At 65.0% G+C, this 26,423-nt stretch carries 22 protein-coding genes and 1 pseudogene; 13 read left to right on the top strand and 10 right to left on the bottom strand.

Features of this window, described 5'->3' with window-relative positions; genetic code table 11:
* Positions 1-43: 43 nt before the first annotated feature.
* The 6 genes from denD to AAHK20_RS16630 all read right to left on the bottom strand — a co-directional run bounded on the left by denD (position 44) and on the right by AAHK20_RS16630 (position 5,540).
* Positions 44-1,015: a D-erythronate dehydrogenase gene (gene denD, locus AAHK20_RS16655; RefSeq protein ID WP_449182587.1), complete on the bottom strand. Its 972-nt coding sequence runs from the start codon at positions 1,013-1,015 to the stop codon at positions 44-46.
* A 25-nt stretch (positions 1,016-1,040) separates the two neighbouring features.
* On the bottom strand, positions 1,041-1,817 hold the full coding sequence (otnI, locus tag AAHK20_RS16650) for a 2-oxo-tetronate isomerase (RefSeq protein WP_449182586.1): 777 nt from the start codon (positions 1,815-1,817) through the stop codon (positions 1,041-1,043).
* Between the two features lie 75 nt (positions 1,818-1,892).
* Positions 1,893-2,543, bottom strand: coding sequence for a 3-oxo-tetronate 4-phosphate decarboxylase (otnC, locus tag AAHK20_RS16645; protein ID WP_449182585.1), 651 nt, complete (start codon positions 2,541-2,543; stop codon positions 1,893-1,895).
* Complete coding sequence (gene otnK / locus AAHK20_RS16640) at positions 2,543-3,862, bottom strand: 3-oxo-tetronate kinase (RefSeq protein ID WP_449182584.1); 1,320 nt, start codon at positions 3,860-3,862, stop codon at positions 2,543-2,545. Before otnK ends, otnC begins: the two co-directional genes overlap by 1 nt.
* A gap of 19 nt (positions 3,863-3,881) precedes the next feature.
* Complete coding sequence (gene ltnD, locus AAHK20_RS16635) at positions 3,882-4,772, bottom strand: L-threonate dehydrogenase (protein ID WP_449182583.1); 891 nt, start codon at positions 4,770-4,772, stop codon at positions 3,882-3,884.
* A 63-nt stretch (positions 4,773-4,835) separates the two neighbouring features.
* Positions 4,836-5,540 carry a FadR/GntR family transcriptional regulator gene (locus AAHK20_RS16630; RefSeq protein WP_449182582.1) on the bottom strand — a complete coding sequence of 235 codons (705 nt, stop codon included), beginning with the start codon at positions 5,538-5,540 and terminating at the stop codon, positions 4,836-4,838.
* A gap of 444 nt (positions 5,541-5,984) precedes the next feature.
* On the opposite strand from AAHK20_RS16630, the gene AAHK20_RS16625 reads away from it, so the two are divergent.
* Entirely contained in the window at positions 5,985-7,415 is a 1,431-nt protein-coding gene (locus AAHK20_RS16625; RefSeq protein ID WP_449182581.1) for a YncE family protein, read from the top strand.
* Between the two features lie 66 nt (positions 7,416-7,481).
* On the opposite strand, the gene AAHK20_RS16620 is transcribed toward AAHK20_RS16625, so the two are convergent.
* Positions 7,482-8,579: a GlxA family transcriptional regulator gene (locus AAHK20_RS16620; protein WP_449182580.1), complete on the bottom strand. Its 1,098-nt coding sequence runs from the start codon at positions 8,577-8,579 to the stop codon at positions 7,482-7,484.
* A gap of 240 nt (positions 8,580-8,819) precedes the next feature.
* On the opposite strand from AAHK20_RS16620, the gene AAHK20_RS16615 reads away from it, so the two are divergent.
* From AAHK20_RS16615 to AAHK20_RS16585, 7 genes and pseudogenes are all read left to right on the top strand, one after another.
* Positions 8,820-10,205 (top strand): L-serine ammonia-lyase, encoded by a 1,386-nt coding sequence (locus AAHK20_RS16615; RefSeq protein WP_449182579.1) that lies wholly within the window; start codon positions 8,820-8,822, stop codon positions 10,203-10,205.
* A 47-nt stretch (positions 10,206-10,252) separates the two neighbouring features.
* Complete coding sequence (locus tag AAHK20_RS16610) at positions 10,253-11,497, top strand: sarcosine oxidase subunit beta family protein (protein ID WP_449182578.1); 1,245 nt, start codon at positions 10,253-10,255, stop codon at positions 11,495-11,497.
* Positions 11,498-11,521: 24 nt separating this feature from the next.
* Complete coding sequence (locus AAHK20_RS16605; protein WP_449182577.1) at positions 11,522-11,851, top strand: sarcosine oxidase subunit delta; 330 nt, start codon at positions 11,522-11,524, stop codon at positions 11,849-11,851.
* On the top strand, positions 11,848-14,859 hold the full coding sequence (locus tag AAHK20_RS16600) for a sarcosine oxidase subunit alpha family protein (protein WP_449182576.1): 3,012 nt from the start codon (positions 11,848-11,850) through the stop codon (positions 14,857-14,859). Before AAHK20_RS16605 ends, AAHK20_RS16600 begins: the two co-directional genes overlap by 4 nt.
* Positions 14,849-15,478 carry a sarcosine oxidase subunit gamma gene (locus tag AAHK20_RS16595; RefSeq protein ID WP_449182575.1) on the top strand — a complete coding sequence of 210 codons (630 nt, stop codon included), beginning with the start codon at positions 14,849-14,851 and terminating at the stop codon, positions 15,476-15,478. Before AAHK20_RS16600 ends, AAHK20_RS16595 begins: the two co-directional genes overlap by 11 nt.
* A gap of 50 nt (positions 15,479-15,528) precedes the next feature.
* Complete coding sequence (locus tag AAHK20_RS16590) at positions 15,529-15,984, top strand: dihydroneopterin aldolase (RefSeq protein ID WP_449182730.1); 456 nt, start codon at positions 15,529-15,531, stop codon at positions 15,982-15,984.
* Between the two features lie 21 nt (positions 15,985-16,005).
* Positions 16,006-16,251, top strand: a pseudogene (locus tag AAHK20_RS16585) (hypothetical protein); the annotation flags it as partial.
* An 18-nt stretch (positions 16,252-16,269) separates the two neighbouring features.
* On the opposite strand, the gene AAHK20_RS16580 reads toward AAHK20_RS16585, so the two are convergent.
* Positions 16,270-17,235 carry a DMT family transporter gene (locus AAHK20_RS16580; RefSeq protein WP_449182574.1) on the bottom strand — a complete coding sequence of 322 codons (966 nt, stop codon included), beginning with the start codon at positions 17,233-17,235 and terminating at the stop codon, positions 16,270-16,272.
* A 65-nt stretch (positions 17,236-17,300) separates the two neighbouring features.
* Here AAHK20_RS16580 and pdxR point away from each other — a divergent pair, with 65 nt between their 5' ends.
* Positions 17,301-18,812 (top strand): MocR-like pyridoxine biosynthesis transcription factor PdxR, encoded by a 1,512-nt coding sequence (gene pdxR, locus AAHK20_RS16575; RefSeq protein WP_449182573.1) that lies wholly within the window; start codon positions 17,301-17,303, stop codon positions 18,810-18,812.
* A 104-nt stretch (positions 18,813-18,916) separates the two neighbouring features.
* A complete protein-coding gene (locus AAHK20_RS16570) occupies positions 18,917-19,906 on the top strand; it encodes an aldo/keto reductase (protein ID WP_449182572.1) in 990 nt (329 codons plus the stop codon).
* Here the strand turns inward: AAHK20_RS16570 and AAHK20_RS16565 are convergent.
* The gene (locus AAHK20_RS16565; RefSeq protein ID WP_449182571.1) at positions 19,903-20,979 is read right to left on the bottom strand and encodes a zinc-binding dehydrogenase; all 1,077 of its coding nucleotides are present in this window, start codon (positions 20,977-20,979) and stop codon (positions 19,903-19,905) included. The two genes, AAHK20_RS16570 and AAHK20_RS16565, sit on opposite strands and share 4 nt — an antisense overlap.
* Before the next feature lie 93 nt (positions 20,980-21,072).
* Here AAHK20_RS16565 and AAHK20_RS16560 point away from each other — a divergent pair, with 93 nt between their 5' ends.
* Entirely contained in the window at positions 21,073-21,993 is a 921-nt protein-coding gene (locus AAHK20_RS16560; protein WP_449182570.1) for a LysR family transcriptional regulator, read from the top strand.
* 136 nt (positions 21,994-22,129) lie between these two features.
* A complete protein-coding gene (locus tag AAHK20_RS16555) occupies positions 22,130-23,245 on the top strand; it encodes a 4-hydroxyphenylpyruvate dioxygenase family protein (RefSeq protein WP_449182569.1) in 1,116 nt (371 codons plus the stop codon).
* Positions 23,246-23,302: 57 nt separating this feature from the next.
* Here the strand turns inward: AAHK20_RS16555 and AAHK20_RS16550 are convergent, their stop codons facing one another.
* Positions 23,303-24,838 (bottom strand): methyl-accepting chemotaxis protein, encoded by a 1,536-nt coding sequence (locus tag AAHK20_RS16550; protein ID WP_449182568.1) that lies wholly within the window; start codon positions 24,836-24,838, stop codon positions 23,303-23,305.
* 361 nt (positions 24,839-25,199) lie between these two features.
* Between AAHK20_RS16550 and AAHK20_RS16545 the strand changes: the two genes are divergently transcribed.
* Positions 25,200-26,423, top strand: coding sequence for a porin (locus tag AAHK20_RS16545; RefSeq protein WP_449182567.1), 1,224 nt, complete (start codon positions 25,200-25,202; stop codon positions 26,421-26,423).

The following is a 26,423-nucleotide window of genomic DNA, read 5'->3' as shown; positions in this document are numbered from 1 at the left end:
AATCATTAACGACGTCGCTGCCGCCGTGCCGTTCAGTGAGGCATCAACCTTTTTCGTCTTCGATGTAAGCGCGGATCACGTCGGCAAAACTTTTGTCGCCCTTGAGTCCGAGCTTTTCAGCACGGGCCGTGTTCCAACTGCCCGGCCAACTGCCGACGATCTTCACGACGCGCTCGTCGGTCTCCCAGCGGATGCGCGCGACCGCTTCCTCGCCCGCGACTTCGCGCAGCGCTTCGACCATGTCATTCACGCTCACCGAAATGCCGGGGAGGTTCACGACGCGCCGGTTGCCGAGCGCCGTGCCGTCGAGCTCATAGCCTGCGATCAGCGCTTCGATCGCACCGCGCGGCGACAGCAGCCACAGCTTCGTCTCGCCCGGCACCGGACACACAGCAGCTTCGCCGTTCAGCGGCTCACGCACGATGCCGCTCGCAAACGACGATGCCGCCGCGTTCGGCTTGCCGGGACGCACGCTGATGGTCGGCAGGCGCAAGACGCGTCCGTCGACGAAGCCGCGCCGCGTGTAATCGGACAGCAGCAGCTCGGCGATGGCCTTTTGCGTGCCGTACGACGATTGCGGGTTCAGCGCGGTGTCGTCCTGAACGACGTCAGGCAGGTCGCCGCCATACACCGCGACTGAACTCGTGAATACGACGCGCGGACAATGGCCGCGAGCGCGGCACACGTCGAGCAGCAAGCGCGACGCATCGAGATTGATCCGCATGCCGAGATCGAAGTCGGCTTCGGCCTGACCGCTGACGATCGCGGCGAGATGGAAGATCGCGGCCGTATCGGTATCGATGGCGTTTTCAAGCACGCTGCGCTCAGCGATATCGCCGACGAGCGATGCGACGCGCGCGTCGCCGAGATCAGCGCCTTTTACGACATCGAGCAGCACGAGCTCGCTGATTGGCTCGCGCTTGCCATCGGCGCCGCCGATTTCGCCGCGCTTGAGCAATTCGCTCGCGAGGCGCTGGCCGAGAAACCCGGCGCCGCCGGTAATCAAGACTTTCATGTCGCATCCTTGGTTCTAAAGCGAATCACAGATACGGCTTGAGCCAGCCGAGGCCCGCCGACGTGCCCGCGCGCGGACGGTATTCGCAGCCGATCCAGCCGTCGTACCCGAGCGCATCGATCAACCCGAACAGGTACGGATAATTCAGCTCGCCGATATCCGGTTCGTGCCGCTCGGGCACGCCGGCAATCTGGATATGGCCGATGCCGTGCATATCGCGCTTGAGCTTCACGGCGAGGTCGCCCTCGACGATCTGGCAGTGGTAGCAATCGAATTGCACCTTCAGGTTCGCCTCGCCGACTTCCTGGCAGATCGCTTGCGCATCGTCTTGCCGGTTCAGGAAGAAGCCGGGAATGTCGCGCGTGTTGATCGGCTCGATCACGACCGTGATGCCGTGCGCACGCGCCGCCTGCGCGGCGTGCGCGAGATTGCGCAGATAGACGTCGCGATGCAGCTCGCGCGATTGCTCAGGGCGGATCAGGCCCGCCATCACGTGGATCTTGTCGTTGCCGAGCACGCTCGCGTAGTCGAGGGCGGTATCGATGCTGCGGCGGAACTCGTCTTCGCGGCCCGGCAGCGAGGCGATGCCGCGCTCGCCGTCCGCCCAGTCGCCGGGCGGTGCGTTGAAGAGCGCCTGCGTCAAGCCGTGCGCGTCGAGGCGGGCCTTCAGTTCGGCTGCGGGAAAGTCATAGGGGAACAGGTACTCGACGGCCTTGAAACCGTCCGCGGCTGCAGTGGCGAAGCGGTCGAGGAACGCGTGTTCGTTGTACATCATCGTCAGGTTGGAAGCGAAACGAGGCATGGTTGTCTCTCCAGGCGAGGTGAATCAGCGGTTCACGAGTTCACGAGCCGCGGCGTGCTGTTCGCGCGGCGCTGGCTACCAGCGCGCGTTAAACGCGCGCCGCAAGTCGTCGAGCGCGGCTTCGTCGAGCGGCGCGGGCTTCGGGTCGGACATCAGCCACAAGCGCGCCGTCTCCTCGAGTTCTTCGAGCGTGAACGACGCCTGCGAGACCGACGGCCCCCAGACCACCGGTCCGAGCCGCTCGAGCAGCACGCCGCGCACGTTCGGCGCGAGCGCCGCGACTTCCTCCGCGACCTGCGGATCGCCGGGACGCCGGTAGCGAATCAGCGGCACATGGCCGACTTTCATGACGTAGTAGGGCGTGATCGGCGGCAGCACGTCGGTGTCGCGCCAGACGCCGTGCAGCGTCAGTGCGACGAGATGCGTCGAATGCGTATGGACGATGCCGCGCGCCTCGGCGTTGTTCGCGTAGATGCCGCGATGCAGCGCGAGCGTTTTCGACGGCTTGCTGCCCGACACCGCGTTGCCCGCGAGATCGACTTTCGCGATCTCGGCGGGGTCGAGACGGCCGAGGCACGCGTCGGTTGGCGTGATCAGCCAGCCGTCGGCAAGCCGCGCGCTGATGTTGCCCGCGCTGCCGACTGCATGGCCGCGCGCATACAGGCTCGCCCCGACGGTGCAGATCTCTTCGCGCAGCTTGGCTTCGCTTCGGTCGACGGCTTGCATCATGCGGCTCCGCTAAGACGGCGTAGCGCCTTGTCGAAGAAATCGACGCCGCCGAAGTTGCCCGATTTGAGCGCGAAGGCGAGCGGCTCGTCGCCGATGGTGACCGTGGCCGGCACGCCCGGATCGATCTGCGCGCCGATCACGAGCGCCTTCACGCGCAGCGCCTGGACGACGGCGCCCGACGTCTCGCCGCCCGCGACGACGAACTTGCGCACCCCGAGTTCGTGCAGCCCGCGCGCGATCGAGGCGAGCGCGGCTTCCACGATTTCGCCTGCGTGCGAGATACCGAGCGCCTGTTGCACGCGCTTGACCTCTTCGGGTGTCGCGGTCGCGTAGACCAGCACCGGCTGCGGATTCGCGCCGTGCAAATACTCGCGTGCAAATGCGAGCGCGGCCTCGACTACCGGCTCGCCGCGCGCGACCGCGAGCGGATCGACGCGGAAGTGCGGCTTGCCCGAGCCTCGCCAGGCGGTGACCTGCGAGTTCGTGGCCGTCGACGCGCTGCCCGACAGCACGGCCGACAGCCCGTCGATCGCCTGCACCTTGGCCGCGTTGCCGTGTTTCGCCAAGAGGCCGGCGCGCCGGAAGTTGCCGGGCAGGCCAATCGCGATGCCCGAACCGCCGGTGATGAGCGGCAGGTCGGCGCATGCTTCGCCGAGCACGCGCAGATCGTCGTCGGTGAGCGCATCGGCGATCGCGATGCGCACGTCCTCGGCGCGCAGCGCGGCGATCCGCTCGCGCACGGCCGGGACGCCTTGCGCGACCGTGTCGAAGCGGATCAGCCCGACCTTCGAGTTCGTCTGCTTCTGCAGCACGCGCACGAGATTCGCGTCGGTCATCGGCGTGAGCGGGTGTTTCTCCATGCCCGATTCGTCGAGCAACGTATCGCCGACGAACAGGTGCCCGCGGTACAACGTGCGGCCGTTCTCCGGAAAGACCGGGCAGGCGATCGTGAAGCCGCGGTCGTCGCCGATCGCGAGCGCGTCGAGCAGCGCATCCGCGACGGGACCGACGTTGCCGGCATCCGTCGAGTCGAACGTCGAGCAGTACTTAAAGAAGAACTGACGGCAACCTTGCCTGCGCAGCCATGCCAGCGCCTGTTGCGACTGGGCGACCGCATCGGCGGCGGGGATCGTGCGCGATTTCAGCGCGACGACGAGCGCGTCGGCCTCGATGCGTTCGGACGACGCGGGCACGCCGATCGTCTGCACCGTGCGCATGCCGTTGCGTACGAGCATGTTGGCGAGATCGGTGGCGCCGGTGAAGTCGTCGGCGATGCAGCCGAGGAGCGGCCGTGGACTGCTGTAGGGAGTACTCATTGACAGAAAGCTCGCGAAATCAGTGACCGGCCGGCAGATCGATGCCGGGGAAAATTTTGATGACGGCGGAATCGTCCTCGCCGCCGTGGCCGGCGCTCGAGGCCATCATGAACATCTGATGCGCGGCGGCGGAAAGCGGCAAGGGGAATTTCGACGCGCGCGCCGTATCGAGCACCAGGCCGAGATCTTTCACGAAAATGTCGACGGCGGAAAGCGGCGTGTAGTCGCCGGACAGGATGTGCGGCACGCGGTTCTCGAACATCCACGAGTTGCCGGCGCTGTGCGTGATGACGTCATAGAGCGCATCCGCATCGACGCCTTCGCGCAGGCCGAGCGCCATCGCCTCGGCGGCCGCCGCGATGTGCACGCCGGCCAGCAGCTGGTTGATGATCTTCACCTTCGAGCCGACGCCGTGCGCGCCGCCGAGCCGGTACACCTTGCCCGCGATCGCGGCGAGCACGTCTTCGCAGGCGGCGTAGGCGGCGGCCGGGCCGGACGTCATCATCGTCATCTCGCCGGATGCGGCGCGCGCGGCGCCGCCCGAGACGGGCGCATCGAGCATCAGCAGGCCGGCCGCCTCCACGCGCTTGCCGAGCGCGACCGCGAAGTCGGGCGAGACGGTCGCGCTCGCGATTACCACGCCGCCTGGCTTCATGCGCGCGGCGGCGCCAAATTCGCCGAACAGCACGGCCTCGGTCTGAGCCGCATTGACGACGAGCGTGATGACGACTTCGCAGCGTGAGCCGAGCTCCGCGGGGCTGATGCACGGGATGCCGCCTTCGGCCGCGAACGACTCCACGACGTGGGCGCGCAGATCGCAGGCGTGGACGCGAAAGCCCGCGCGCAGCAGGGAACGCGCGACTCCGAGCCCCATGGCGCCCAGGCCGATGACTCCGATGTTTCTCGACATAGGGATGACCTCAGAAGTAGGGCGCTCCGGCTGGCTTTGCCTTGCCGCGAGCGCCACAGGTTGTCAGCAAATGCCGGCTTCCGCGAGACGGCGGGCGGCGTTGTACATATGGGTGCGGGCGGCGTTGCGGGCGGCCATCGGGTCGCCCGCGCGGATCGCCGCGACGATCGCTGCGTGTTCCTCGCGCACCTGGCGCGAGAAATCTTCGCGGCGCGCTTCGTTCGTGCGCGTGACGAGGACGCCCGCCTCCAGGTACTGATTGAGGAAGGCGAGCGTCTTCAGGAAATAGGGGTTGCCGGTGGCTTCGGCGATGGCGCGGTGGAACGCGACGTCTTCGGCGACACCGTCGCGGCCTTCGGCGACTGCGGTGTCGATTTGAGCGAGGGCGGCATCGATGACGGCCAGGTCGGCATCGGTGCGATGCGTTGCGGCCTCGGAGGCCACCTCCGCCTCGATCGCGCGGCGCAGCGCGAGGATCTGCAGCACGGCTTCGCCGTCGGCCGCCTCCGCGTAGTCGATGCGCAGCGGCCGCACGCCGCTCTTGCCGGCGATGAACACGCCGCTGCCTTGACGCGCCTCGACCACGCCTTCGTTCTTCAGGCGCGAGATGGCCTCGCGGATCACGGTGCGGCTGACGCCGAATTCCTGCGACAGCACCGCTTCGGACGGCAGCTTGCCAGTGTCGGCGAAGCTGCCTTTGTCGATCTGCGCGAGCAGTTGCTGCGCGACGGAGTCGCTCATCGCGCGGGCGGGGATTTTCTCGAACATGGGTCGGGCGTAACGGGTTGTGTGGTTATCATACAAGTTGAGAGTTCATGCTTAACCCAGGAGAAACCCGTAGGACGACGTCCGCCTGGATGAAAACGTTAAAGACATTCGCAATGTCCGCCATTCGATTAATCCACGTCTATTAAGTATCGATGACGCATTAAATAATCGCTCCGCAATTTATTTGGGTGCTGAGCGATTTGTTTGAAATTTGGTTTTGATACAGAACCGTCTTCTACGCTGCTATTCCGAAAGAGCCGGTAATAAATAAGATTCATTGCTGGGGCGCTTGATCTGCATGAAATGGGCTCCTAGATTTGTTAGACGATTTCTAGCGGAGCGTGATGTCGTAAATCCATTCCTGAAGCAGTAAATCTCAATTGCCGGAGGGTGCCCGTGATTACGTTATTGCGACAAATTTGCCGCGGGAATAGACGCGGCTTTATGAACTGGCTGACAGGATTGGTATTGGCATTGGGCGCGGCTCATGGCGCAAATGCCGCGGGTTTGGTTTATGTGCCGAATCTAAATTCCAATACGGTTCAGGTAATCAGCCAGGCTAATAACGCTGCCGGTCCCACTATCAATGTCGGCAGTGGCCCGCTTCGCCTTGCGGCTTCGTCGAACGGACAGTATGTCTACGTCGCAAATGCCTCGGACAATACCGTTTCCGTCATCAATACGGCGACGCAAACTGTCGCCAAGGTGATTAGCGTGCCGGGGGGAGCCAACGATATTACGGTGACCTCGGATGGCAAGCTTGTCTACGTTGGGGGCACTACCTTGACGACGTCTGGAGACGTTACCACGGTGAACTATACGATCTCCGTGATCAATGCCTCCACCTATGCCCTCACCAGCTATTCAACGAACAACGATGTTTCGAAGGGGCTTGTCATTACGCCGGACGGCAAGACGCTCTACGGCGGCGGCGGGTTCGTCGTAAGCGTGGTTGACACGGCCACGTTTACATCGCAGTTCCAGATATTTTCGACGGGTGAACCGGTTCAGGATATTCGTATCAGCCCGGACGGCACCAAGGTGTACGTCAGTACGGCCCAAAACTTGGTGACCATCGGCACGGCCACCAACGAGGTAACGTCCAATGTTTCGATCGGGCAATCGGTGTACGGGCTCGCGGTATCGAGTGACGGCTCCAAGGTGTACATCGCACAGGGAAATGGGGCGGTCAGCGTGTTCGATACCACAAGCAACACGGTGACTGCGACGATCAACACCGGCAGCGATTCGCTGCTCGGCATCGATTTGAGTCCGGACGGCACGGTGGGTTATGTCGGCGACGTCACCAAGAACCAGGTGTATGTCTTCAGCACGTCCACCAACGCGGTGACGGCCACCGTGGCTGTCGGCCAGTATCCCGGATTCCTGCGGACGGTGAACGTTCAAGGCACGCCGCATACGCTGCAGTTCTATCTCCACGGCAACGACGTTGCGCAGATCGACGGCAGCTATGCCGCCACGCAGACCGCGCCCGCCACCAGTTCGACGCTCTTCCTCGGCGTGCTGAGCAGCCTGAGCTGGCTGACCGATCCGGTCATGACGGGGTCTTCGCAAACGGGCGCCGCGTTCACGCTGACCATTCCCTGCACGGTGGGGATCGGGGTCGGCCTGAGCTACACGTTGCAGGAAACCGACTCGTCGGGCGGTTCGGCCACCACGCTCGCCACCGTCTCCGAGCCGCTCGCGGTTTGTGTCGGCGGCACGCATACGGTGACGTTCCCGGTCAGCACGTTGCCGGCCTTTAGCAGCCAACGGCTCAAGCTGACGATTTCCAACCTGCTGGCCTTGGGCTTCAATCTGCAAACGGGAGCGAGCACCTATCTGAAGACGACGCAGTTCAGCGGCACGCCTTGAGGCGAATTCGCCCTCAGGCGGAAGTGATGTGCCCCCGCGAGCAGAAGGATCGCGGGGGCGCTCGCTTTAGTAAAGCCCGCCGGTCAACGCGCAGCTTTCGTCTTGGGAACGCGCGTCGTCTTCGGTCTTGCCTTGTTGCTCCCGAAACATCACGGGCGGCACGCCGTACTGCTTGCGGAACTCGCGCCCCAGGTGCGACGCATCGGAGAACCCGCAACTCGATGCGATATCGGCGACGGTCCGATCGGAGCTAGTCAGAAGCCACGCCGCCGTGCGCAGCCGCACCTGCTTTGCAAACACCTGCGGGCTTTTCCCCGTCTCCGCCTTGAAGAGCCGCTCCAACTGACGCGCCGACAAATCGAGCTTGCACGCGAGTTCCTCGAGCGGCAGCGAGCGCCCCACATGCTGTTCCATCAGCAGAATCGCGCGTTTCACCTTCGGATGCGTCGCGGGCTCGAGCCCCGGCGGATGCGGCTGCGGCGCGTTGCCCTTCTGCATCTCGCCGACGAGCAGGATGCGCAGCGCCTTTTGCACCGTGGCGTGCTCGAAGTGGCGCAGCAGAATCGCCGCCGCGACGTCGATCGACGCGCGTCCTCCCGAGCACGTGATGCGCCGCCGGTCGATCACGAAGAGGCGGTCGGCGATCAGCGCATCGGTGCTGACCGCCGGAAATCGTTCGACGAAATCCCAGTAGTGAAACCAGCTCACGCAGATGCGGTGGCCATCGAGCACGCCCGCGCGCATCAGCGCGAACACGCCTGTGCAGATGCCGACCAGGTTCGTGTTGCCGCGCGCGGCGCGCTGGATGAAGCGCAGCGTCGCGTCGCTTGCCTGCGGGCCGGAGTGCAGCAGGCCGCCGACCACGACGACGTAGTCGAACGGCTCGGCGGCGCTATCGTACGTTTCGAACGTTTCCCAAGGCGTCACCTGAATCCCGCAGCTCGCGCGCACGGGCGCGAGCGTGTCGCCGATCACGCTCCATGAGCAGCGCACGGGCTTGCTGTAGTCGCCTTCGTCGGCGGACAGGCGCAGCATGTCGACGAAGCCCGAAAACGCCGTCAGCGTGAAGTTCGGCAACAGCACGATGCCGAAGCGGATGCGCGCTTTCGGCGCGGATTTGGCCGCGTCGGCGGTGGAGAGCGGTGGCGAGTCGGCGAGTTTCATGCGGATCGGTCGAGGGTGTCCTGTGGAGGCGCTGCGGGTGACTGCCACGCTTCGAGCGTCGCTGATCGCTTGCGTCCTGGCTTGTGCTTTTCCGCCTCAAACCATCGGCGAAACGCACTTCCGGGCCGTCTGCGAGCGGCTTTGGCGACGGCATCCCACGTCGATGCCGTTTTTGTTCTATCTGCGGATTTTACGGTTTGGTGTACTGGCGTCACGTTACGAACGATGAGGCAGCCAAGCATGAACGTCAGCGTCTTCGATCTGTTCAAGATCGGCATCGGACCGTCGAGCTCGCATACGGTCGGGCCGATGATCGCCGCCTGCCGGTTCGCGTCGCACGTCGAGGATACGAACCTGCTCGGCTTCGTGCGGCGCGTCAAAGTCGAGCTGTACGGCTCGCTCGGCGCGACCGGCAAGGGGCACGGCACCGACAAGGCGGTGCTGCTCGGGCTCGAAGGTCATCTGCCCGATGCGATCGACCCCGACCTGATCGAGCCGCGTCTTGCCGAGATTCGCCGCGGCAAGTCGCTGCGCCTCCTGAACCAGCACGCGATCCGCTTCGACGAGAAGGAAGACATCGCCTTCTATCGCAAGCTGATGACCGGCACGGCCGTCGTGCATCCGAACGGCATGCGCTTCCAGGCGTTCGACGAGCACGGCCAGTTGCTCGTCGAGAAAGAGTATTACTCGGTAGGCGGCGGCTTCGTCGTCAACCGCGAGGGCGATCGCGTGAATGGCGCGCGTCAGGGCGGCGAGGCGCCGTATCCGTTCCGTACCGGCGACGACCTGATGCGCCAATGCCAGGCGAGCGGCAAGTCGATTGCGCAGGTTGCGTTCGCGAACGAATGCGCGTCGCGCTCGCCCGAGGAAGTGCGCGAGGGGTTGCTTGCGATCTGGCGCACGATGGCCGCTTGCGTCGAGCGCGGCTGCAAGGCAGAGGGCAATCTGCCGGGCCCGATGGGCGTGAAGCGCCGCGCGGCCGAGCTGTCGAAGCACTTGCGCACGCGCTCCGAAGAATCGCTGCGCGATCCGCTGTCGATGCTCGACTGGGTCAATCTCTATGCGATGGCCGTCAACGAAGAAAACGCCGCGGGCGGGCGCGTCGTCACCGCGCCGACCAACGGCGCGGCCGGCGTGATTCCCGCCGTGCTGCACTACTACGTGAAGTTCGTGCCGGGCTCGAACGAGAACGGTATCGTCGACTTCCTGCTGACCGCCGCCGCGATCGGCATCATCTACAAGGAAACGGCGTCGATTTCGGGCGCGGAAGTGGGCTGCCAGGGCGAGGTGGGCGTCGCGTGCTCGATGGCCGCGGCCGCCTTGGCCGCCGTGATGGGCGGCACGGCGACCCAAGTCGAGAACGCCGCCGAGATCGGCATGGAGCACAACCTCGGCATGACCTGCGATCCGGTCGGCGGACTCGTGCAGATTCCCTGCATCGAGCGCAACGCGATGGGCGCGGTCAAGGCGCTCAACGCGTCGCGGATGGCGCTCAAGGGCGACGGCCACCACTACGTGTCGCTCGATTCCGTCATCAAGACGATGCGCGAGACCGGCGCCGACATGAAAACGAAATACAAGGAGACGTCGCGCGGCGGACTCGCCGTGAACGTCATCGAATGTTGATGAAGTTGAAGAACCACCACCACGCTTAACGCTTCAGGACTTACGCCATGAGCCGCTATTCGATATTCAGTTTGTTGCGCAACGGGTTGTCGTATCACGAGAACTGGGAGCGTCAATGGAGAAGCCCCGAGCCTAAGCGCGAGTACGACGTGGTGATCGTCGGCGGCGGCGGGCACGGCCTCGCCACCGCGTATTACCTCGCCAAGGAGCACGGCGTGCGCAACATCGCCGTGGTCGAGAAGGGCTGGATCGGCGGCGGCAATACCGCGCGCAACACGACGATCGTGCGCTCGAACTATCTGTGGGACGAATCGGCGGCGCTGTACGAGAAGGCGATGAAGCTCTGGGAAGGGCTCGCGCAGGATCTCAACTACAACGTGATGTTCAGCCAGCGCGGCGTGATGAATCTCGCCCACACGCTGCAGGACGTGCGCGACACCGAGCGGCGCGTGAACGCGAACCGCCTGAACGGCGTCGATGCGGAGTTCCTCACGCCCGAGCAGATCAAGGAAATCGAGCCGACCATCAATCTCAACAGCCGCTATCCGGTGCTGGGCGCATCGATCCAGCGCCGCGGCGGCGTCGCGCGGCACGATGCGGTGGCCTGGGGCTTCGCGCGCGGCGCGGATGCGCGCGGCGTCGACATCATCCAGAACTGCCAGGTCACCGGCATTCGTCGCGAAAACGGCGCGGTGACCGGCGTCGAAACCGTGAAGGGCTTCATCAAAGCGAAGAAAGTGGCCGTGGTCGCGGCAGGCAACACGTCGACGCTCGCCGACATGGCCGGCATCCGTCTGCCGCTCGAAAGCCATCCGCTGCAAGCGCTGGTGTCGGAGCCGATCAAGCCGGTCGTCAACACCGTCGTGATGTCGAACGCGGTGCACGCGTACATCAGCCAGTCCGACAAGGGCGACCTCGTGATCGGCGCGGGCATCGATCAATACACGGGCTTCGGCCAGCGCGGCAGCTTCAACATCATCGAAGGGACGCTGCAGGCGATCGTCGAAATGTTCCCGGTGTTCTCGCGCGTGCGGATGAACCGCCAGTGGGGCGGCATCGTCGACGTGTCGCCCGATGCGTGCCCGATCATCAGCAAGACCGACGTGAAGGGCCTGTACTTCAACTGCGGCTGGGGCACGGGCGGCTTCAAGGCGACGCCGGGCTCGGGCTGGGCGTTCGCGCACACGATCGCCAACGATGCGCCGCATCCGCTCAACGCGCCGTTCTCGCTGGACCGCTTCTACACCGGTCACCTGATCGACGAACACGGCGCGGCAGCCGTGGCCCATTAACGCTAAGCACACACGGAGAAACCTATGTTGCTGATCGAATGCCCGTGGTGCGGGCCGCGCGCCGAATCCGAATTCTCATGCGGAGGCGAGGCGGACATCGCGCGTCCGCTCGACACCGACAAGCTCACTGATCGCGAGTGGGGCGACTACCTCTTCATGCGCAAGAATCCGCGCGGCGTGCATCGCGAGCAATGGTTGCATACGCAAGGATGCCGCCGCTGGTTCATGGCCACGCGCGATACGGTGAGTTACGAAATCCAGGGATATCAACGATTCCCTACGCAAGCCGAGGCCGCCGCGAAGATCGCCGCCGGTTCTGCTGGCAACGCTGCACAAGAGGGCAAGCAAAAATGAGCCAAAAAGACCGCCTCGGTTCCGGTGGCCGGATCAATCGCGCGATCCCGCTGACCTTCACGTTCAACGGCAGGACCTATCAGGGCTATCAGGGAGATACGCTCGCGTCGGCGCTGCTCGCCAATGGCGTGCACTTCGTCGCGCGCAGCTTCAAGTACCACCGTCCGCGCGGCATCGTGACGGCGGGTGTCGAAGAGCCGAACGCCGTCGTGCAGTTGGAGCGCGGCGCGTACACGGTGCCGAATGCGCGCGCGACTGAAATCGAGCTGTATCAAGGGCTCGTCGCGACGAGCGTCAACGCCGAGCCGTCGCTCGAGCACGACCGCATGGCCGTCAACCAGAAGTTCGCGCGCTTCCTGCCCGCGGGCTTCTACTACAAGACGTTCATGTGGCCGCGCAAATGGTGGCCGAAGTATGAAGAGAAGATCCGCGAAGCGGCGGGCTTGGGCAAGGCGCCCGAGATGCTCGATGCCGATCGCTACGACAAGTGCTACGCGCATTGCGACGTGCTCGTCGTCGGCGGCGGGCCGACTGGGCTGGCCGCGGCGCATGCGGCCGGCGCTGCCGGTGCGCGCGTGATTCTCGTCAACGATCAGCGCGAACTGGGCGGCAGCCTGCTGTCGTGCAAAGCCGAGATCGACGGCAAGCCCGCGCTGCAATGGGTCGAGAAGATCGAAGCGGCGCTCTCGCAGATGCCCGACGTCAAGATCCTTTCGCGCAGCACGGCGTTCGGCTATCAGGACCACAACCTCGTCACCGTCGTGCAGCGCTTGACCGATCATCTGCCGGTGTCGATGCGCAAGGGCACGCGCGAGCTGATGTGGAAGGTGCGTGCGAAGCGCGTGATTCTCGCGACCGGCGCGCACGAACGTCCGCTCGTGTTCGGCAACAACGATTTGCCGGGCGTGATGCTGGCGTCGGCCGTGTCAACCTACGTGCATCGCTTCGGCGTGCTGCCGGGACGCGAAGCGGTCGTGTTCACGAACAACGACGACGGCTATCAATGCGCGCTCGATCTCAAGGCGTGCGGCGCGAAGGTGACCGTGGTCGATCCGCGTGCGCAAAGCAACGGCACTTTGCCGAACGCGGCGCGCAAACAAGGCGTGAAGGTGTTGAACGGCGCGGTGGTGACCGAAGCGCGCGGCAAGTTGCGCGTGGCGTCGGCGGAAGTGGCGTCGTTTGCGAACGGCAAGGTCGGCGCCAAGCAATCGAGCCTGCCGTGCGACCTGCTTGCGATGTCTGGCGGCTGGAGCCCCGTGCTGCACCTGTTTGCGCAATCGGGCGGCAAGGCCCACTGGAACGATCAGAAAGTGTGCTTCGTGCCGGGCAAGGCGATGCAGGCGGAAGCGAGCGTCGGTGCGGCGGCGGGCGAGTTCGGTCTCGCGCGCGGCTTGCGTTTCGCGGTCGATGCGGGCGCCGAGGCGGCGAAGGCGGTTGGCTGCAAGGTCGAGCGTCCGGTGGCGCCGCGCGTCGCCGAGATCAACGAGACGCCGTTGCTGCCGCTGTGGCTCGTCGGCAGCCGCGAGGCCGCGCCGCGCGGGCCGAAACAGTTCGTCGATTTCCAGAACGATGTCTCGGCGGCCGACATCCTGCTCGCCGCGCGTGAAGGCTTCGAATCGGTCGAGCACGTCAAGCGCTATACGGCGATGGGCTTCGGCACCGATCAAGGCAAGCTCGGCAACATCAACGGCATGGCGATTCTCGCGGAGGCGCTCGGCAAGACGATCCCCGAAACCGGCACGACGACGTTCCGACCGAACTACACGCCTGTGTCTTTCGGCGCGTTCGCGGGACGTGAAGTCGGCGACTTCCTCGATCCGATCCGCAAGACCTGCATCCACGAATGGCACGTCGAGAACGGCGCGATGTTCGAGGACGTCGGCAACTGGAAGCGGCCTTGGTATTACCCGAAAAAGGGCGAGGACCTGCACGCGGCGGTGGCGCGCGAATGTCTGGCGGTGCGCAACGGTGTCGGCATTCTCGATGCGTCGACGCTCGGCAAGATCGACATCCAGGGCCCCGATGCCGCGCAACTGCTGAACTGGGTCTACACGAACCCGTGGAGCAAGCTCGAAGTCGGCAAGTGCCGCTATGGGCTCATGCTCGACGAAAACGGCATGGTGTTCGACGACGGCGTGACGGTGCGCTTGGCCGACCACCACTACGTGATGACGACGACCACCGGCGGCGCGGCGCGTGTGCTCACGTGGCTCGAACGCTGGCTGCAGACCGAGTGGCCGAACCTGAAAGTGCGTCTCGGCTCGGTGACCGACCATTGGGCGACGTTCGCCGTGGTCGGCCCGAAGAGCCGCAAGGTGCTGCAGAAAGTGTGCGGCGATATCGACTTCGCGAACGAGGCGTTCCCGTTCATGACGTATCGCGAAGGGACCGTGGCGGGCGTCGCGGCGCGCGTGATGCGCATCAGCTTCTCGGGCGAACTGGCCTATGAGGTCAACGTGCCCGCGAACGTCGGACGCACCGTGTGGGAAGCGCTGATGGCCGCGGGCGGCGAGTTCGACATCACGCCCTACGGCACGGAAACGATGCACGTGCTGCGCGCGGAGAAGGGCTACATCATCGTCGGTCAGGACACCGACGGCTCGATCACGCCGTTCGATCTCGGTATGGGCGGGCTCGTTGCGAAGTCGAAGGACTTCCTCGGCAGGCGCTCGCTGACGCGCTCGGATACGACGAAGGAGGGCCGCAAGCAATTGGTCGGCCTGCTGACCGACGATGCTTCGTTCGTGCTGCCGGAAGGCGGTCAGATCGTCGCGAAGCCGCTCGTCAATCACCAGTTCGGCGATCTCGCGCCGATGATCGGCCACGTCACGTCGAGCTATTACAGCCCGATCCTCAAACGCTCGATCGCGCTTGCGGTGGTGAAGGGCGGTTTGGGCAAGATGGGCGAGACGGTCACGATTCCGCTCGCGAACGGCAAGCAGGTCGCCGCGAAGATTTCGAGCCCGGTTTTCTACGACACCGAAGGAGTGCGTCAACATGTGGAATGAAGGTAGGGGCCATGCTTCGGCCGTCGTGGAGCGCGGCGTGCGCCACGAATCGCCGCTCGTCGGTGTGCAGGATCTGATGCAGGCGCATCAAGCGGCGGCGTCGAAGCATTTCCGCTTGAGCGAGCGGCCGTTTCTCGAACTCGTCAATCTGCGCGGCGAGCTCACGGATGCCGCGTTCGTCGGCGCAGTGGAAAGCGTGCTCGGCTGCAAACCGCCCGCGAAGGCGAACACGGTCGTGCAGGGCAACGGCTGCGACGTGCTGTGGCTCGGCCCCGACGAGTGGCTCGTGCGCTCGCTCGAGGCGCGCGCCGCCACGCTCGAGACGAAGCTGCGCGTCGCTTTCGACGGCGCTTATGCGGCAGCCGTCGATGTCGGCAGCGGCTATACGGTGGTCGAAGTGAGCGGCGAGCGTGTGCGCGATGTGCTGGCGCGCGGGTGTCCGCTCGATTTGCATCCGCGTTTGTTTGCACGCGGGCAGTGCGCGCAAAGCCATTTCTTCAAGGCGTCGATCGTGCTGATCCCCACCGGAGACAACGCGTTCGATATCGTCGTGCGCCGCAGCTTCGCCGACTATTTCTGCCGCATCCTGCTCGACGCCGCCGCGCCGCTGATGTCGTGAAACCGCGCGAACCTTTTGTGCCGCTCGCCGAGCGGCCGCTCCTGGATCGGGTGTCGCCGCTCGCACGCTATGCACACGATGAACATGCGGCGCGCCGCGGACGCGGCTGGCGCGTGTTCATCGACGAACTGGTCGTGCCCACGCGCATCGGCATTCACTCGCATGAGCACGTGGCGCCGCAACCGATCGTGATCGATGCGAGCTTGACGTACCGTTGCGTTCCCTCGGAAACCGGCGGGTGGATCGACTACGAACGCTATTGCGAGCGCATCGCCGCGTTTCTCGCAACGAAGCCGCATACGCGCTTGCTGGAGATGCTGGCCGTAGAGATGGCGATGCTGTCGTTTCGCGAATGGCCGGCGCTCGATGCGCTGACGCTCGCGTTGCACAAGCCGAAGATTCGGCCGGGCACGAAGCGTATCGGTGTCGAGCTCGAATGGACGCGCGCCGACTATGATGCATGGTCCCGTGCCCAGGTGAGCGCCGACGCCATGGCGGCGACCTGACTTCGGCATGCATGTGTTGCGATGGCGCGCGCCCACATTTCTCACTTGCTGAAGCTCGCGTATGAATCACGCGATCCGGCGGCGGCGCTCGCGCTGCTTGATCGCAGCATCGAGCTTGGCCACCGGCGTATCGCGCTCATCCGCTATTTGCAGGCGCAGTTCGTCGAAGCGCCACTGGAAGCGCGGCATCACGCCTATGTTCGCGATGTCGCCGCAAGAATGAGCGCGGAAACGCTGGGCCGTGTGGCCGCCGAGGCGAGATCGCGATCGCTGTCGCGTCAGTCATCAGCTCACGCGGCGGGGCACAGCGGCGGTTCTGTCGCCGCCTTCCATCACGCGAGTGCGGAAGATCGGCCGGATCTTGACGACGCCGGTGGTCAGCGCCGTTCCGGCTAGCACGATCGCGCACGCGAGCACCATATCGCGGGTGATCGCTTCGCCGAGAAACAGCCCGCCCCACAGCATCCCGAACACGGGGATCATGAACAGCGCGGTCATCGCGCGCGAGGGGCCGATATTCTCGATCAATCGGAAGAACAGCACGTAGGCGAGCGCCGTACAGATCACCGCGAGCGCGCCCAGTGAACTCCAAGCGAGCGCGGTCGGCTGCGTGGCAGGCCACAGCACGGCCGTGGGAATGGCGAGCACCACGGCGGAGACGATCTGGCTGCCCGCCGCCACGGCGAGCGGCGGCACGCCGGCCAGCCGGGCCTTGCTGAAATTCGCCGAGAACCCATAGAGCAGCGTCGCGGCGAGGCACGCACCGACGGCGAGCGGCGTCGCCGTGGCATGAGCGCCCGCTTCGAAGCCCGTCTTGCTCGCCACGAGCCACATCACCCCCGCAAACCCAACCGCGAGACCGGCGACGCGCTGCGCGCCGAGCCGCTCTTTCAGCCACAGCCGCGCGATCAGCGCGGCGAAGAGCGGCGTCGCGGCCGTGAACATCGCCGACAAGCTCGCGGGAAGCGTCTTCGCCGCGAAGCTGAACAGCACGAAAGGCAGCGCGCAGTTCGTGATGCCGACGAGCGCAATCGGTCGCCAGTGCGCGCGCAGCTCGGCGAGGCCGCCGCGCCGTGCCAGGAGCGGAGCGAGAACTAGAGCCGCGAGCGCGGCGCGTACGCCCGCGAGCGGAATCGCACCGAACTGTCCGGCGCTCACTCGAATGAAGAGATAAGACGCGCCCCACAACGCGGCGAGCGATACGAGGCCCAGCGCGTCGGCTTGCTTGATCGTGCTTCCGGTCGGATTCATGGTTGGCTCCGGTGAGAGGTTGGGTGCAGAATAGGCGCTTCTCTGGCATGGAAAAAGCACCATAAATGGGAAAATTTAAGGAGCCAGATTTCGAGTTTTCGCTGGCGCTGCCGCCGCGCGGCTCGCGCAATCTGCTGCGCGCGCTGCACGGCCAGTTGCGCGCGGCGATCGTCGATGGCCGTCTCAAGCCGGGCCTGCGGCTGCCCGCCACGCGTGCGTTTGCCGACACGTACGGCATCTCGCGCAATACCGCGATGGCCGTGTACGACCTGCTGCTGAGCGAGGGTTATCTGGTGACGCGCCGCAAGGCGGGCACGTATGTCGCGGATGTGCGGCTCGACGCACGCGGTGTTGGGAATCAGCGGCTGGTGTCGCCAGCGGCCAAGACGGTTCCGCGCAAAGATCGCGGCCTCGTCGCGTATTGGCGTGATATCGCGGTTCCCGCGCCAGGCCCGATGCCGGTGGCGGCACGCGACTTTCAATTGGGCATCCCGGAAGTCAGTTTCTTTCGTGCCGATATCTGGCGCAGGCTCTATGGCCGCACGCTGCGCGCCGCATCGAAAGCGCCCGCCGGGTACGCGGACCCGCGCGGCAGCGACGCCTTGCGCGATGCCGCCGCGAAGCACGTCTCGTTCGCGCGCGCAGTCGCCTGCACGGCGGACGACCTTATCGTGACCGCCGGCGCGCAACAAGCGTTCGATTTGCTCGCGCGCATTCTCGTCACGCCGGGGCGGACGGTGGTGGCCGTCGAAGATCCGGGCTACCCGCCGCTGCGTTCGGCCTTCGCCGCCGCGGGCGCCACGCTCGCAGCCGTGCCGGTGGACAGCGAAGGGCTCGTCGTCGAGCGCCTGCCTGACGACGCGCGCGTGATCTGCGTGACCCCATCGCATCAGTTTCCGCTCGGCATGGCGATGTCGATGCGGCGTCGCGCCGAGCTGTTGGAGTTCGCGCGAACGCGCCATGCGGTGATTGTCGAAGACGATTACGACAGCGAGTTCCGCCTCGGCGACCGGCCGCTCGACGCGCTGCAAACGCTCGATCGCGCGGAGTCGGTGTTCTATGTCGGCACGTTCTCGAAGAGCCTTTTTCCCGCGATACGGCTCGGTTTCGTGGTGACGCCGCCCTGGGCGCGGAATGCGCTCGCGGCGGCCAAGCAAGCCGCCGACTGGCACTGCAACACGCTCGCGCAGGACACGCTCGCTGCATTTATCGGTGAAGGCCATCTCGCGCGTCATGTCCGTAAGATGCGCGACGTCTACGGCGCGCGGCGCAAGCTCGTACTCGATGTCCTTGAGCGCGATTTCGGCGATTGGCTCGAGCCCGTGTCGTCGGATGCGGGACTGCATCTCTCCGCACTGGCACGAAGGCCGGCTGACTACGATGCGATAACGAAGCGTGTCGCCGAGCAAGGCGTTCGGATCGAAACGCTCGGCGGTTACGCTTTAAGCCGCCGCTCGGACGCATCGGCACGCCGACGCATCGGCGCCTGGCACAAAGGGCTCGCTTTCGGCTACGGCGCACTCGACGAACGGGCGATCGTCGAAGGGCTCGACCTGTTGCGGCGCGCGTGGACCTGACCACTGAAAGCTACCGTGGCGACGTCCTGCGCAAGTCGCGCGCGAGCGCTATTCTGTGCCGTTGTCAGCAACGCCTCGCTTAGCCTCGCAACCCAGGAGCCTCCATGCAATACAGGAAATTCGGCCATACCGGCCTGACGGTGTCGAATTTGTGCCTCGGCACGATGACGTTCGGCTTACAGATCGACGAAGCCCTGTCGACGCAAATCCTCGACAAAGCCACCGAAGCCGGCGTGAACTTCATCGATACGGCCGACGTGTACCCGCTCGGCGGCGGCGAGCAGTTGGCGGGACGCACCGAGGAGATCGTCGGCCGCTGGCTGAAGGGCAAGCGTCAGAACTTCATCGTCGCGACGAAGGCGGTTGGCAAGGTCGGGCCGTCGCCATGGGACAAGGGCGCCTCGCGCAAGCATCTGCTCGATGCGATCGATGCGTCGCTCAAGCGACTCGGCACCGATTACGTCGATCTCTACCAACTGCACTCGGACGACCAGGACACCCCGCTCGACGAAACGCTCGACGCGCTCGATACAATCGTGCGCTCGGGGCGCGTGCGTTATATCGGCGTGTCGAACTTTCTGGCGTACCGGCTCGCGAAGGCGCTAGGCCGCGCCGACCTGCGCGGCCTCGCTCGCTTCGTTTCCGTGCAGCCGCGCTACAACCTGCTGTTCAGGCAAATCGAGCGCGAGCTGCTGCCGCTCGCGCGCGAAGAAGGGCTCGCTGTGATGCCGTACAACCCGCTCGCGGGCGGCCTTCTGAGCGGCAAGCACCGGCACGATGCACCGCCGCCCGAAGGGCGCTTCACGGTCGGCAACGCGGGCTCGATGTATCAGGAGCGCTATTGGCACGAACGCGAGTTCAATACGATCGAGGCTCTGAAGCAGACTGTCGAAGCGGCTGGCCTGTCGCTGCCCACGACTTCGGTGGCTTGGGTGCTGGCCAATCCCGCAGTGAGCTCGGCGATCATCGGCGCGAGCCGTCCGGAGCAATTGACCGCCACGCTTGCGGCCGCCGATATGACGCTCGACGCCGATTTGAAGGCGAAGCTCGACGAACTCACCCATGAATACCGTTGGGGCGACGCGGCGCGCTAGTCGGATGTCATGCTGACGACCGTGCACTGCAGCCCCTGCGCGGCGCCCGCGCTATCGATCGCAGCTTCGAGCCGCGCGAACGGATAGGTCGCGAGTTCGACGGCATCGAGCGACAACTGCCCCGACGCCACGAGCGAGACGAGCGCGAGGTAATCGGCGCGCGTGTACATGAAGTGACCGATCAGCTCCCAGTTGTTGAGCAGCATCTCGCGGTAGGTGATGGGCAGATCGACCTCCATGCTGCCCATCAGCACGAGCCGTCCGTTGCGGCGCAGGCTGCGCAGCGCCGCGAGCGTCGCGTTCGGTTCCTTGGCGTGGCCGACCATGTCGAACGCGAGATCGGCGCCGCCGCCCGCTGCTTCGCGGATCGCAGCGACGTCGCGTGCGCCGTCACCGGTCAACACGACCGGCACGACGCGGCCGCGGCCCAACTCGACGAGCTTCGCAAGCGGCTCGGCGCGACGGCCCAGCGCGACCACGCGGCGCGCCCCGAGCGCCAGCGCCGCGATGACGGCCGCCGAACCGAAATAGCCCGTCGCGCCATTCACGACCACGGTTTCGCCGGCCGCGAGCCTGCCGCGGCGCAAGCCGCCGAACGGCACCGAAAATTTGCCGAGGGCCGCGAGGCGCGCCGACGGCATGGCATCGAGGCCATCGAGCGCCAGCACGGCCGACGCCGGGAATTCCGCTAACTCGCGCAGCGTCCCATGCGGAAAATCGGCGAGCATCGCGGCACTGCCGGCGCTGATGCCGGTCAGGCCAATCAGAATCTGCTCAGGTTCAGCGACCGCTTCATCAGCCACCCAATACGGATGCACGACGACGCGCTGTCCGGGTCGCAAGCCGAACACGCCAACGCCCACGGCCTCGATCCTGCCGACCCCGTTCGTCCCCGGCGAAAACGGACCGGGCGGAAATGCGTACGGCAGCTTGCCTTCAATGTACGCACGCGTATAGCTGAGCAGCGGCACGGCCTCCATGCGCAGCAGCACGGCGCCGCGTCGCGGCTGCGGCGTCGGCTCATCGCGTAGGTTCAAGGGCTTGCCGGGTTCATCGAGCATCCAGGCTTTCATCGTTTTTCTCCAAAGGAAGGGACATCGGACGATTGAACTGTAGTCGTCGCCGACGTATTCTTGAAATCAATAGTCAAGATTGGACCTATCAACATGATTGATCTGCAGGGCGTCGATCTGAATCTGCTCGTGTCGCTCGATGCGTTGCTCGAGGAAGCCAACGTGACGCGCGCGGCCGAGCGGCTCCACCTGACCCAGCCGGCTGTCTCGACGCAGCTGGCGAGGCTGCGGCAGATCTTCGGCGATCCGCTCCTGATTCCGTCGCCGAGCGGCCGCGGCATGGCGAGAAGTGCGCGCGCCATCGAGCTGATGATGCCGCTGCACGATGTGCTCAAGCAGCTCGAAGCCGTCGTTCGCCAGCAGCCGGCGTTCGATCCGTTTGCCGACACGCGCCGTTTCACGATCGCGGCCAGCGATCAGGCGATCGCCGTGCTCGGTTTTGAGCTGATGCAGTCGTGGCCCGAACGGGCGGGGCCGGGCGTGCAGCTCGGGTTCGTCGTCGCTGAGCAATCGACGAGCGTCGAGCGCTTTGAGCGCGGCGAAATCGATCTGCTGATCGGTTCGGAGCGGATGGTCCCGGCGTGGACGAAGGCGCGCAAGCTTTACGACGAGCACTTCGTCTTCGTGCAGCGCAAAGGGCACCCGCGCGGGCTCGCGCCGCTGGATCTCGACAGCTACTGCGCGCTTGGCCATGTGCTGGTTTCGACGAGTGGCGGCAGCTTCTTCGGTTTCATGGACGAGCACTTGCAGACGCTCGGGCGCGCACGCCGCGTGGTGCTATCGGTTCAGCATTTCACGCTCGTGCCCGAGCTGCTCGCGCGAACGGATTATGTTTCGACGCTGCCGTCGCGACTCGTGGCGCGCTATCGTGATGTGCTAGACGTGTTCGAGCTGCCGTTCGAGGCGCGCGGATTTTCGCTGTCCGCCGCATGGCATCCGCGCAATCAGGCCGATCCGGGCAGCGTCTGGCTGCGGGAGATGCTGGTGCAGATCGCTGAGGATTGGACCGCTTGAGAATCTCTGAGCCGCCGGCACGACGAGTCAGCGCTCAGGGATACGCCTAAGGTGCACAATTTGAACGAGGTGGTTAAAATTGACGCCGCCGAAACCGCACCCGTACCCGCAAGACTTGCCTTTCCCTGGAGACTGAATGCCCGGCAATCCCACCCTTTCCAGCGAATCGACATCCGGCACGAATCCGCTCGGCATGGCCGGCCTGGAGTTCGTCGAATTCGCGGCGCCTGCGCCGGAAGCGGTCGCCAAGCGCTTTGAGCAGCTCGGCTTCAAAGCGATCGCGCGACACGTCAGCAAGGACGTCACGCTCTTCCGGCAAGGGCAGATGAACTTCCTCATCAACGCGGAGCGGGACTCGTTCGCGGGGCGTTACGCGGAAGAATATGGCATGGGGGTGTGCGCCATCGGCATCCGCGTGGACAACGCGCGGCGCGCATTCGAGCGCGCGCTCAAGCTGGGCGCATGGGCATTCGAAGGCGAGCGGGTCGGGGTTGGCGAGCTGCGGATTCCGGCTATCCAGGGAATCGGCGCTTCGCACCTGTACTTCGTCGATCGCTGGCGCGGACGCGGCGGTCAGCGCGGCGGCGTGGGCGACATCTCGATCTTCGACATCGATTTCCGGCCGCTCGACATCGCCACGGCCCATGCCGACCTCGAATACGCAGGCACGGGGCTGCAGCAGGTCGATCACTTCACGCAGACGGTCGGCCAGGGCCGCACCCAGGAATGGCTCGACTTTTACCATGGCCTGCTGCATTTCCGCGAGATTCATGAAATCGACCCGAATTGCCATCTCGCCGATGACTCGCGCGTCATGGTTTCGCCGTGCGGCGCGCTGCGCATTCCCATCTACGAAGAGGGGGCGCCGCGCACGGAGCTGATGCATGCCTACCTGCCGGGCCATCCAGGCGAGGGCGTGCAGCACATCGCGCTCGCGACCGACGACATCCTCGCTAGCGTCGATGCGCTGCGGGCCAACGGCGTCGAGCTGATCGAGCCGCCCGCGCGCTATTACGACGAAGTCGATGCGCGTTTGCCAGGGCATGGCGTGGACCTCGATGCATTGCGCCGCCGCGCTGTGCTGATCGACGGCGAGATCGGCGGCGATGGCGTGCCGAAGCTGTTCTTCCAGACCTTCGTGAAGCCGCGTCCCGATGAGATCGTCATCGAGATCGTGCAGCGGCAAGGGGATCAAGGTTTCGGCGCGGGCAATCTCGCCGCGCTCGCTCGCGCGCGTCAACAAGCTGGTTGACGCGCGTCGCCGCAAGGGACCAGCGGGCCGCCAAACGACGCAAAGAACAGCGAGCCCTCAACGCAACCGGAACACCGACGCCGCCGATTGCAGCCGTCCCGCCTGTTCGTCGAGCGACGCAGCAGCGGCGGCGGCTTGCTCGACGAGCGCGGCGTTTTGCTGCGTCACCTCGTCCATTTGCGCCACGGCCCGGCTGATCTGATCGATGCCAGTGCTTTGCTCGTCGGAGGCCACGCTGATTTCCTCCATGATGGTCGCGACCTGGCGGATGACGGACTCCATGTTCGTCATGCGTTCGCCCGCCACCTCCACGAGCCGGCTGCCGTTATCCACTTTGGACACGGACGCCTGAATCAACTCCTTGATGTCCTTTGCCGCAGTAGCGCTGCGCTGCGCGAGCGAGCGGACTTCGGACGCCACGACGGAAAATCCGCGGCCTTCCTCGCCAGCCCGGGCCGCCTCAACGGCGGCGTTCAACGCAAGAATGTTGGTCTGGAACGCGATGCCGCTGATGATCGACGTGATATCGGAGATTTTTCCCGATGCGTCGGTAATCTCACGCATCGTCACGATCACCTCTTGCACGGCTTCGCGGCCGAGTTCGGTGGCCTCGGTCGCCGACACCGCAAGATCGTTGGCTTGCCGCGCGTGTTGCGCATTGCGCTTCACCGTCGCCGTGATCTGCTCCATGCTCGCGGCGGTTTCCTGCAGCGATGCCGCTTGCTCTTCGGTGCGCTGCGAGAGGTCGAGATTGCCCTGAGCAATCTCCCCCGAGCCGTTTGCGATCGAATGGCTGGCCGACTGGATCTCGGCGATCATCGCGGCAAGCCGCGCCTTCATCTCGTCGAGCGCGGCGAGCAGGCTGCCGGGCTTGACGTCCGCGGCGTCGAGCTTCACGTTGAGGTTGCCGTCGGCGATCTCGGTGGCGATCCGCACGGCGTACGCGGGCTCGCCGCCTAGCTGGCGCTTGACGCCGCGCAGCACCGCCCAAGCGATCGCGGCGACGGCCGAGGCGATCGCGGCGGTGATGGCGCCAAGCATGATGGCGAGCCTGTGGAACGCCTCGTCGATATCGTCATAGAAAAAGCCTGTGCCGATCCACCAATCCCAATCCGGAATCGCGACGACGCCTTGCAGCTTCGGCTCAGGCATCGCCTCGGGGCTGCGCTTGATCAGGACATCGACCAGCGCGAAGTGGGATTGCGCCATCCCGGCGCGGTAGGCTTCGCTGTCGGTCAGGCCGCTCGTCGTGCGGTTTCCTTTTGCCTTGGTGCCGATGAACTTCGCGTTGGGATGCACGAGGTTGATGCCGTCGGAAGTCGTGACCCAGAAGTAGCTTTTTGTATTCGCGTTCAGCTGCGATAGCGCTGCCCTGGCCTGCTGCTGCGCTTGCTCGCGAGTGAGCGTTCCGCTTTCCTGCAGGGCGCGGTAAGCATTGACGAGGTGCTCGGCCTTGGTCAGAAGCGTGACGATCTGCTCGCGCCGGCTGTCGATCAGCGTGTCACGCAGGGTGTACAAGGACGTGGCCGCGAGCAGCAGGACGCCGAGGAGCGCCGCAATCACGAGCGCCAACAATTGTCTGGAAAGCTTCATGATAAGTCCGCAAAGTTAACTACTTGGTGCATATATCGACCCGTAGCAGCGGACTCTTGAGCCCGTTTTGTTGCCGACAGTCCACATGGTTCGTCGGTGCAAACCCCAAAAACGTGCGCTAATCGCGCAAAGTGTTCGATCATCGTTCAAGCCGGTTTTTGACTACATTGCCGCACCCGCTACGCATCCCTATCCTTGACTCACCGTTCGGTACATTGAGCGGGTCTTCCTAAGCGGCCCGTCGAGCAAGCTCGCAGCGCTGCGGTGGTTCCACGGTACTTCGCACAGCCAACCTGTTCGGGGCGCGATCGCCCCCGCGCAGTGGACGAGTTGCGCCCATTAAAACGATGAAGGATTGGAGATGGTGAAAAGGTCTTACTCTGGGAAAGCGGCCATAGCCGGCGCGGCGGCGATTCTCACTACGGCGCCTGCGTTCGCGCAGTCGACCGTCACGTTGTACGGCGTCGTCGACAACGGGATCGGATACCAAAGCAATGCGTCGACGCTGGGGTCGACTTCGGGCGGCAAATCGGCGGTAAAAATGGTGAGCGGCGTTTGGCTCGGCGACCGTATCGGGTTCAAGGGGAGTGAAGACCTCGGCGGCGGCACCAAGGCGATCTTCCAATTGGAAGAGGGATTCAGCGGCGCCACGGGTGCGATGTCGGTGTCGAACCTGATGTTCAGCCGGCAGGCCTATGTCGGCGTGACCAATCCCACCTACGGTACGTTCACGGCGGGGCGGCAGTATGCGTCGTACTACCAGTTCCTCACGGCGTATAGCCCGACCACCTGGCTGACCGGGTTCTATGGTGCGCACCCGGGCGACGTCGACGGTCTGGACAGCATCTATCGCGCCAATAACACGCTCGAGTACACGTCGCCCAACTACTACGGCTTCTCGGCTTCGGGCTCGTATTCGCTTGGCGGTGTCGCTGGAAGCGTCAACGCCGGATCGACATGGTCCGTGGCGCTGCAGTATTCGAATGGTCCGCTCGGCGGCGCGGTGGCCTTCTCGCGCATCAACAACTCGACCTCCGGCGGCGGCGCATTCGGCGCGGCCTCGACGACCTCGAACAATGGCGCGCAGATTGGCGTGTCGGCCGTCACGAACGGCTATCAGACCGCTCAGGCTCAGCAGCGGCTGGGCGTGGGGGCGCTCTACAAGTTCAACAGCAGCTGGGATGTCTCGGCGACTTACACGAACGTCCAATACCTTCCGGGCACAGGATCGGCGTTCACCAACACGGCGATCTTCAATACCGGCGGCGTCGTATTGCACTGGAAACCGGCCGCCGCATGGGACTTCGCGACGGGGTACAGCTATACGCGAGGGACGAAAGCCAACGGCATCACCAGCAGCGCGCAATATCAGCAGTTCAACCTGTCCGAGTACTACTCGCTCTCGAAGCGCACGGGCATCTACGCGCTGCAAGCGTATCAGCGCGCAAACGGTCAGACCTTGGGCACGGCCGGCGCGGGTCACATCATCGACGCCACCGCGACCATCGGCGACGGTTTTCAGACCACGCCGTCATCGTCGCGCAGCATGTTTGCGGCAGGCGTGGGGATCGTGCATCGGTTCTGA

The sequence above is a fragment of the Trinickia camelliae genome, assembly GCF_053525655.1.
The sequence above is the reverse complement of the archived record's forward strand: the minus strand, read 5'-3'. Positions and strand labels throughout refer to the sequence as shown.